General features: G+C 72.4%; 8 protein-coding genes and 1 pseudogene. 2 read left to right on the top strand and 7 right to left on the bottom strand.

What is annotated here, in order from left to right; translation table 11 throughout:
- Positions 1-258: hypothetical protein (locus tag H5J29_RS12415; protein ID WP_220187315.1), on the bottom strand; the 258-nt coding region annotated here is incomplete at its 3' end.
- Positions 259-358: 100 nt separating this feature from the next.
- Between H5J29_RS12415 and H5J29_RS12410 the strand changes: the two genes are divergently transcribed.
- The gene (locus tag H5J29_RS12410; RefSeq protein WP_181781090.1) at positions 359-1,375 is read left to right on the top strand and encodes an ABC transporter substrate-binding protein; all 1,017 of its coding nucleotides are present in this window, start codon (positions 359-361) and stop codon (positions 1,373-1,375) included.
- 319 nt (positions 1,376-1,694) lie between these two features.
- On the opposite strand, the gene H5J29_RS12405 is transcribed toward H5J29_RS12410, so the two are convergent.
- Together H5J29_RS12405 and H5J29_RS36535 are read right to left on the bottom strand one after the other, a co-directional pair.
- A complete protein-coding gene (locus H5J29_RS12405) occupies positions 1,695-2,090 on the bottom strand; it encodes a hypothetical protein (RefSeq protein WP_181781089.1) in 396 nt (131 codons plus the stop codon).
- 349 nt (positions 2,091-2,439) lie between these two features.
- Positions 2,440-2,721 (bottom strand): annotated as a pseudogene (locus H5J29_RS36535) (RNA polymerase sigma factor); the annotation flags it as partial.
- A 207-nt stretch (positions 2,722-2,928) separates the two neighbouring features.
- Here H5J29_RS36535 and H5J29_RS12395 point away from each other — a divergent pair.
- Positions 2,929-3,729, top strand: coding sequence for a hypothetical protein (locus tag H5J29_RS12395; protein ID WP_181781088.1), 801 nt, complete (start codon positions 2,929-2,931; stop codon positions 3,727-3,729).
- Here H5J29_RS12395 and H5J29_RS12390 read toward each other — a convergent pair whose 3' ends face one another.
- From H5J29_RS12390 to H5J29_RS12375, 4 genes are read right to left on the bottom strand one after another with little or no spacing between them, the layout of a single operon-like run.
- Complete coding sequence (locus tag H5J29_RS12390; RefSeq protein ID WP_181781087.1) at positions 3,730-5,049, bottom strand: phenylacetate--CoA ligase family protein; 1,320 nt, start codon at positions 5,047-5,049, stop codon at positions 3,730-3,732.
- A 12-nt stretch (positions 5,050-5,061) separates the two neighbouring features.
- Positions 5,062-6,567: a class I adenylate-forming enzyme family protein gene (locus H5J29_RS12385; protein WP_181781086.1), complete on the bottom strand. Its 1,506-nt coding sequence runs from the start codon at positions 6,565-6,567 to the stop codon at positions 5,062-5,064.
- Complete coding sequence (locus H5J29_RS12380; protein WP_181781085.1) at positions 6,564-7,265, bottom strand: SDR family NAD(P)-dependent oxidoreductase; 702 nt, start codon at positions 7,263-7,265, stop codon at positions 6,564-6,566. Before H5J29_RS12380 ends, H5J29_RS12385 begins: the two co-directional genes overlap by 4 nt.
- On the bottom strand, positions 7,265-8,374 hold the full coding sequence (locus tag H5J29_RS12375; protein WP_181781084.1) for an LLM class flavin-dependent oxidoreductase: 1,110 nt from the start codon (positions 8,372-8,374) through the stop codon (positions 7,265-7,267). Before H5J29_RS12375 ends, H5J29_RS12380 begins: the two co-directional genes overlap by 1 nt.
- Positions 8,375-8,635 lie beyond the last annotated feature (261 nt).

Below are 8,635 nucleotides of genomic sequence, written 5' to 3'. Positions count from 1 at the left end.
GAGCTCGACGCTCGGCAGGTCCGGCGGTCCACCAGCCCGGCGGGGTCTGCGCAGCCCGCCGTGGGGTCCGCTCACCTGTCTGACCAGGTGGAACAGCGTCAGCTCCAGCTGCTCGGGATCCTCGGCCGCGGCGGCGACCTCCGCCCGCGCGCGGGGCCAGTCGACCTTCTCGGCGAACAGCGCCCGCCGTTCCATCAGGTCGAGCGCCGTCTGCAGGGCCTTCTCAGCGGCCTTCCGGTCCCGGCTGCGTCCGAACACCCGCCCAGTATGGCTGCGGCGCCGATGCCCCGCGGGGGTGGGTGAGATGTCCGAGTTAGGGTGCACTGACCACATCGCCCGCCGCCGGGGAGCCACCGAAGTGCCCGTCCTGTCCCGCCGTTCGTTCGTCCGCACCGGAGCGCTCGCGGCCTCCGCGCTCGCCCTCGCCGCCTGCTCCGGCGAGGTCGCGACCGGCAGCCGCGCGTCGGGCCGGGGCTTCCCCGTCACGATCCCGCACGCGTTCGGCCAGACGACCATCGAGGCCGAACCCACCCGGGTCGCCACCGTGAGCGCGGCCAACCAGGACGTGGCGATCGCGCTCGGCGTGGTCCCGGTCGTCATGCCGTTCTTCGACTACGGCGGGGACGCCGAGGGCGTGCTGCCGTGGGTCCGGGACGCCCTGGTGGGCAAGCCGCTGCCACAGATCGCAGGTCGCTCGCTGGAGCCGATCGCGATCGAGGCGGTCGCGGCGGCGGCCCCGGACCTGATCCTCGCCACCTACTCGGGGCTCACCCAGGCCGAGTACGACACGCTCTCCCGCATCGCCCCCGTCGTCGCCTACCCGGACGCGCCCTACTCCACGAGCTGGCAGGACCAGACCCGGATCGCCGGGCAGGCGCTGGGGCGCAGCGCGCGCGCCGAGGAGCTGGTGGTCGCCACCCAGGCCCGGCTCGCCGCCGCCGTGGGGGAGTACCCCCAGCTCGCGGGGGCGACGTTCGCCTACACCGGGGGCATGGAGTCGGGGCAGCTCGGGATCTTCCGGCCCACGGACGTCCGGGTCCGGCTGCTCGAGGACCTCGGCCTGACGTCCGCCCCGTTCGTCGAGGAGAACGCCCCGGGCGGGGACGCGGTGTACTACACGGTGAGCGCCGAGCTGGTCCCGCGGCTGCAGTCCGACCTCCTCGTCGGCTTCTTCGGCACCCCGGAGCTCGACGCCGCCTTCCTCGCCGACACCGCGGTCCAGCAGATGCCCGCGGTGCGGGCGGGCGGGTACGCGCCGATCGTGGGGGCGGACAAGGTGGCGGCCTCGTCGTCGCCCTCGGTGCTGTCCATCCCCTGGGTGCTCGACGAGTACCTCCCGATCCTCGCCGAGGCGGCCACCCGCAGCAGACGCTGACGGTCGGAGGACGCGGTCGCGGCGGCCTCCGACGCACGGTCGGCAGTGGGCTTCGGCGGGTCGAGCACTGTGCTTCGGCGGGTGGCGGTGGGTCGAGCAGTGGGCTTCGGCGGGTGGCGGTGGGTCGAGCAGTGGGCTTCGGCGGGTGGCGGTGGGTCGAGCAATGGGCTTCGGCGGGGGCGGTGGGTCGCGCGTTGATCGTGGTGGCGTGGCAGTGGGCCGGGCAGGGGCTTCGGCGCGTGGCGGTCGCCGCGGCCCATGATCGTCGGTTGGGTGCGCGGAGCCGTGGTGAACGCGGTCGAGCGTGCCGAGGTGGTGATCATGGAGGGTGCCTGGGCGATCCGACACCGTGTCCCTGACCTGCGATCCCGACCGGATCCACGACGAGGTCGCAGTCCTCGTCCGCCCCGCCCGCGAACCCGACGCCCATGGCCGTGACCAGCGGATACACCGTCACCACCGACCCCCGCGTGTCGGACAGTGCCCGCGTGTCGGACACCAGGGCGCGCGTGTCGGACATCAGTGCCCGCGAGTCGGACAGTGCCCGCGAGTCGGACATCCGGGCGCGCGAGTCGGACACCTCGGCTCGCGAGTCGGACACCTCGGCCCGCGTGTCGGACAACCCGGCCCGCGTGTCGGACGCCAGGGCTCGCGTGTCGGACACCTCGGCCCGCGTGGGGGTGTCTCGACGGCGCTCGTCGGTGCCGATGCCCACGCTCGGCGTGGTGTCGCGATCGGCGTGATGCGTGCCGGTGCGGGCTCGGGCGTGGTGTCCTGCGGGCTCGGTCCTGGGGCGGCCCGGTGCCCACGTGATCGTTGGTCGGGCGCACCCGACCGCGACGGACGCGGTCGCCCGCGCCCGAACGGTGATCATGGAGCGGCGGTGATGCTGGATCAGGGGCGATCATGGACGGCGGCGTCGGCATCACTCGGAGTCGCCATCGGGCCCATCGTGGGCCGAACATGATCGTCGGTTGGGCTCGCGCGGCCGCGCTGGTCGCGGTGATGCGAGCCCAAGCGGTGATCATGAGCTGCGGACCGGCCTGGACCATCCGGCGCAGACCGCGGATCACCCGGGCGCACTCGTGCCGGGCGGTGGTGACGATCCAGCCCGGCACGGCCCGCGGCTCGCGGATGGCACCGAGGTTCTCCCACAGCCGCAGCCAGACGACCTGGGCGACGTCCTGGGCGTCCCGCTCGTCGATCCGGTACCCGCGGGCGACGCCGAGCACGACGGGTTCGAAGCGGTGCACGAGATCGCTCCAGGCTCTCTCGTCGCCCGCCGCGGCGGCGGCCACCAAGGGACCGACATCGGGGTGCGGGCTGCGGTGCTGAGGTTGCGACATGGCTCTCGACCTCCGGAATCCGGGGGAATCTCCTGGTCAGAGCCTCACTGTCGGGCGCGGGCGCGGAGCATGTCCAAGCCCTTCTGCCGAGGGGGGCGAGCCCGGTCCCACGCGGGGGAAGCCTCCGATGCCGCCGGTCGGACCTGGTACCTCCAGACCTGGAGGTCCTACGCTGGAGGTGGCGGTCTGGAGGCTTCGAGGGAGACGATGCAACAGGGAGACGACCTGTCGGAGATCCTCACCAACGTCGCGGCGGACGCCCGTCCCGCGACCCGGGTGAAGATCGCCAACAGCGCCGAGACCAGGGCTTTCCTCGACATCGGGCTGCAGCTCCTGCGGGATGACCTGCTGGATCACCGCGGCCCGGACCTGCTCGACGAGCACGACGCGGGCACCCGGCTCTTCGCCGGGCTCTCCCAGGCGCGGCTGATCGAGCGCGCCGCGGAGGCCGCGGAGCAGGAGGAGCGCCCCGCGATGCTCACCGTGGGGATGTTCCGCGATCGCTGGCGGTACAAGAGCCGCTACACAGAGGATCTGATCGCCTACATCATGCGCCCGTCCCGCTACGGCGAGACCATGACCATGCTGCGCGCCGCGGCCCTCACGCTCCCCGAGGACATGCGGTTCCCGGACCTCGCCCGGTACGTCGCCGAGGCGGTCATGCAGGCCACGATGCGGGATCCGCAGTGGAGCCTGCAGACGATCATGTGGGTCGCGCTGCCGAACCACCCGCGGGTACAGGTCTTCCTCAAGGCGCGCTACGAGCAGTGGATCGCGGCGTGGGCCGAGACCTACGAGCTGCTCGGGCGCCGGTACGACCTGGAGCTCCGCCCGGGGGTGACGTGGCTGGACGTCGCCGAGATGTTCAACGCCGTCACCGAGGGCGCGCGGATCAGGGGGATGGCGATGGGCACGGTCGCGAGCCTGTCGACGGGGGACAACGTCGTCGTCGGGTCCATCCGGGCGATGATGCCCTCGCTGTTCGTGGACACCGGCAAGCTGGGGTGATCAGCGCTCGTCGACCACCCGCCGCGCCTTGAAGGTGGTCTCCGGCAGGGTGCCCGGCGCCAGCAGCACGGCGGGAACCCGGATGCCGAGGACCCGCTTCAGCGCCTCCTCCACCGGTGCCTGCAGGGCGGCGTCACCCTCGGCCTCGACGGTCAGCTCGTCCAGCGCGCCGCGGCGCGAGACCCGCATCCGGAACTCCGGGCCGAGCCCGGGGACCGAGCGCAGCGCGGTCTCGACGGCGCTGGGGTAGACGTTCGCGCCGCGGATGACCAGCATGTCGTCCAGCCTGCCGAGCACGCCCTCCGGCATCCGCGGGTACGTCCGGCCGCACGGGCAGGGATCGGTGGCGAGGTAGGTCTCGTCCCCCGGCGCGAAGCGGATCATGGGTTGGGAGTCCCGCCAGAGGTGGGTGTAGACGACCGCGCCCCGCTCCCCCGCCGGGAGCGGCGCGTTGAGGTCGTCCGCCTGCACCACCTCGGTGAGCACCTCGTCGGTGTAGAGGTGCGTACCGGTCTGCGCCTCGCACCCCACGCTCGTCTGGAAGGGGTACATCTCCGAGGTGGAGCCGGCGTCGGCCACCGTGGCGCCCCACCCCTCGGCGATGATCCGGGCGGTCCCGGGTAGGGAGCCCCCGGGCTCGCCCCCGACGAGCAGGTGCCGCACCGTCGACGCCCGCAGGTCGATCCCCATCTGCTCGGCCACGGAGAGCAGGTGGATGCAGTACGAGGGCGTGGCGCTGAAGACCGTGGAACCGAGCCGGGTGATCAGCTCGAGGTGTCTCCGCGACTCGGTGATGCCCAGCGGGAACAGCGTGGCGCCGATCCGCTCGGCCCCCTGCACCACGCCCCAGCCGCCGAAGAACAGGCCGAAGGGGAACCCGACCTGCACGATGTCGTCCGGCCGCACGCCCGCGCACCACTGCGCCATCGCGTGCACCTCACCGGCGCGCTCCCAGTCCGCCTTCGACACGGCGTACATGGTCGGGACCCCGGAGGTGCCGGACGAGCCGTGGATCCGGGCGACCTCGCCGGGCGGCAGGTCGCGGGCGTAGCTGCCGAACGGCGGGTGCGCCGCCTGGTCCGCCACCAGCATCCTCTTGGTGATCACCGGGACCTTGGTGGTGAAGTCCTCCAGCGACTGCACCTGGTCGGGACGGAACCCGTGCGCGTCGTAGTGGCGGCGGTAGAAGGGCAGCTCGGCGTAGGCGTAGCGGAGCTGGTACTGCACGCGGTCCAGGATCAGCGCGTCCCGCTTGAGCGGATCGAGGGTCTCGCGCTCCTCGTCCCAGTACCGGGGGAACCCGCGGGCGTCGGTCTGCATCGTCGGTGCTCCTCAGCCGATGGCCCGGTCCCGGCCCGCCCAGTGGGGCGCGCGCAGGACCTTCTTGTCGATCTTCCCGAACGGCGTCTCCGGCAGGTCGTCGACGACCTCGACGGACTTCGGGCGGGCGTAGGCGGCCAGCTCCCCGCGAGCCCACTCGGTCAGCTCCGCCGCGGAGAACCCGGGCCGCGGCACCACGACCGCGTGCACGGCCTCGCCCCAGTCCTCGTGCGGGACCCCGATCACCGCGACCCGCGCGACCGAGGGATGCCGGACCAGCGCGTCCTCCACCTCGCGGCAGTACACGTTCATCCCGCCGGAGATGACCATGTCGCTCGTGCGGTCCCGCAGGTACAGGTAGCCCGCCGCGTCGAGGAACCCGACGTCACCGGTGCGGATCCAGCCGTCGGGCAGGAACTTCGCCGCGGTGGCCGCGGGGTCGTCCAGATAGGACTCCAGCGTGTACGGCGAGCGCAGGCAGATCTCCCCCGTCTCCCCCGACGGGAGGGGGGTCCCGTCGGGGGAGACCACCGCGACGTCCGCCATGATCGACGCCCGGCCACAGGAGCCGAGGAGCTCCGGGCGGGCGGGGTCGTGGTCGGACTTCGCGAGTCGGGTGCCCCAGTTGGGGCACTCGGTCTGGCCGTAGAGCTGCACGAAGACCGGGCCGAAGGTCGCCAGCGCGCGGGCCAGCCGGGTGGGGGCGATCGGGGCGGCGCCGTAGACGACCGTGCGCAGCGCGGGCGCGGGCGCCCCGTGGCCGGCCAGGTCCAGCAGCCGGTAGATCATCGTCGGCACCAGGAAGGTCCAGGTGATGCCGCGGGTGCGGAGCAGCTCCAGCGTGCGAGCCGCGTCGAAGCCCGGCTCGACCACCGTCGTCGCGCCCCGGATCAGGGCGGACTGGGCGAACAGGCCCGCCGCGTGGGCGAGCGGGGTGGTGAGCAGCAGCCGGTCCTCCTGGCCGATCTCGGCCTCCACGATCTGCGCGTACTGCACCGCGACGGCCGTGGCCTGGGTGTGCACGACGCCCTTCGGCAACCCGGTGGTGCCGCCGGTGAAGTAGATCCCGGCGCGGTCCGCGGGTCCGACCGCCTGCCGCTCCGGAGGAGGCACGTCCCCCGGAGCGGCCAGCGGGTCGCCGGGGGGCGGCGCACCGTCGTCGGACACCCACAGGTCGGCGGACCCGCCGAGGCTGGTCGCCCCGATCACCACGCGCGCCGTCGAGGCCCGCACGATGTGGGCCACCGTGGCGGCCGGGAGCAGCGGGTTGACCGGGACCTTCACCGCCCCGAGCCGCGCCACCGCCACGTCGGCCACCACGAACTCGACGCCGTTCGTGAGGTGCAGGGCGACCGCGTCGCCCGCGCCGACACCGAGCCCGCGCAGCTGGTCCGCCACCGCCGCGGACCACCGGTCGAGATCGGCGAAGCTCCAGCTCCGCTCCCCCACCTCGACCGCGGTCCGCTCGCGGTAGCGGGCGAACGCGGCCTCGAACTCCGCACCGAGGGTCGGTCTCAAGGGCGTTCGACCAGCCCCTGCGCGAACGCGACGTCCCAGTAGGAGTGCAGGCCGCGGACGTGCTGGCCGCCGTCGACCGGGCGCCCGACGGAGAAACCCTCGCCGAGCGGGGTGCCGACCAGCCCCGGTCCGATCGCGTTGACCCGCACGTTGCGCCTGCCGAGCTCGCCAGCGCAGACCTCGGTGAGGCTCTTCACCCCGGCCTTGGCCGCGCAGTAGCTCCCCATCCCGTCCGTGGCCGCGACGGCGTTGAGCGAGGAGATGTTGACGACCGAGCGGGGCGCACCGTCGTCGGGCAGCCTGCGGGCGAACTCGCGCGTGCAGAGGAACGTCCCCTTCAGCAGCGTGTCGACGATGAGGTCCCACGCCTCCTCAGTGGTGTCCTCCACGAGCGCGACCGCCGCGGTGCCCGCGTTGTCGACCAGGTGGTCGACCCCGCCGAACCGCTCGATGGCCGGCGCGAACGCCGCCTCGACGTCCGCGGCGACGCCGACCGAGCCCTCGTGCCACACCACCTCCGGCCCCAGCTCCTCGGCCGCGGCCTTGATGTGCGCGGGCTCGATCTCGAGGACGACGACGTTCGCCCCCTTCTCCAGCACCGCCGCGGCGATCCCCTTGCAGATCCCGCTCCCGCCGCCCGTGACCAGCACGGTGCGGCCCGCCAGCTCCGGGACCGGGGCGGACAGACCCGCCCGCATCAGTCGATCCCGAGCGCGCGGTTCGCGAGCCGCTGCCTCCGGTCGAGGCGCTCGCGCTTGGTGAAGTGCGGCATGACGTAGCGGGCGAACATCTCGTTGGACCGGTTCCACCTGTCCGTGGTCACCCAGTCCCGGACGTTGATCAGCAGCGTGCCGAAGCCGCCGACCTCCTCCTCCAGCTCCTTGAGCTGTCGGGTGCACTCCTCCGGGCTGCCGACGATCCACGGGATGTTCTCGACCATCCAGTCGAGGGTGAGGTCGGCGTCCGTCATGCCGTCGCCGATCTTCATCAGCGCGCCGAGGCCGAGCCCGAGCAGGTAGTCGTAGGAGAGCTTCACGCCCTCCCGGATGTCCCGGATCGCCTGGTCCTTGTCGTCGGTGACGTAGACCTCGCGCACGATGCGCCAGTTCTCCCGGGTCACCGCCGGGTCGATACCCGACCGCGCCCCGGCCTCCAGCATGGCGGTGCCCATCGCCTTGAGGTCCGGCGCGTCGGTGTACGTGCCGTTGTCGATCGGCGCGAAGTGCACGGACAGCGGCTTCCAGCCCCGCTCGCCGCACTTGGCGTAGTTGTGCACGCCGGTGAGGCCCGCGATCGCGAAGGGCGGCACGTCCTGGTACGGCCCGACCTGCAGCTGGCGGTTCTCGTACTTCCAGTAGACGCCCTCGTAGCTCACCGGGTCGTCCGAGGTCAGCAGCTGCCAGATGATCTCCAGCGCCTCGTTCGTCCGCGGCGAGGCCTCGGTGGGCTCGAGCCCGAACAGCGCCTTGTCCGTGGGCAGCCCGCCACCGCCGAAGCCGTACTCCAGCCTGCCGTGGGTGAGGTGGTCGAGGAAGGCCATCCGCTCGGCGACCATGAACGGGTCCTGGTAGGGCAGGTTGATCACACCCGTGCCCAGCCGGATCCGGTGGGTCACGGCCGACGCCTTGGCGATCATGTACTCGGGCACCGGGACGTTCTCGTAGCCGCCCGTGTGGTGCTCGCCGATCCAGTACTCGTGGAAGCCCAGCCGCTCCGCCTCCACGATCCCCGCGATGTCACGGTCGTAGGACAGCGTCCAGTTCTCGCGCGGCGGGTGCTCGGGCATGGTGAAGAAGCCGAACTTCATCGGTCGGGTTCCTTTCGGCGGGTTCCGGGATGTGCACAAACCGGAGTTTGCTTCCGCAGCGTCCTCACTGTGGCGCGCACCACGTCTGACTGTCAAGGCGACGGACAGGCGCATTGATAACCAACCGCACGTTTGCTTTCATGGACCCGTGACGATCCCCGATCCACGCCCCCGCATCGTGGTCGGGGCCTCCGGCGACGGCCTGGTCGAGGGCGACAAGCACTCCACGCTCCGCATGGTCCGCGGGGTGAAGAACCGGTT

The sequence above is a fragment of the Pseudonocardia pini genome (assembly GCF_013870575.1).
In the GTDB taxonomy this organism is placed as follows: domain Bacteria; phylum Actinomycetota; class Actinomycetes; order Mycobacteriales; family Pseudonocardiaceae; genus Pseudonocardia; species Pseudonocardia pini.
Note: the sequence above shows the minus strand (reverse complement) of the source record. Positions and strands in the feature narration are given on the sequence as shown.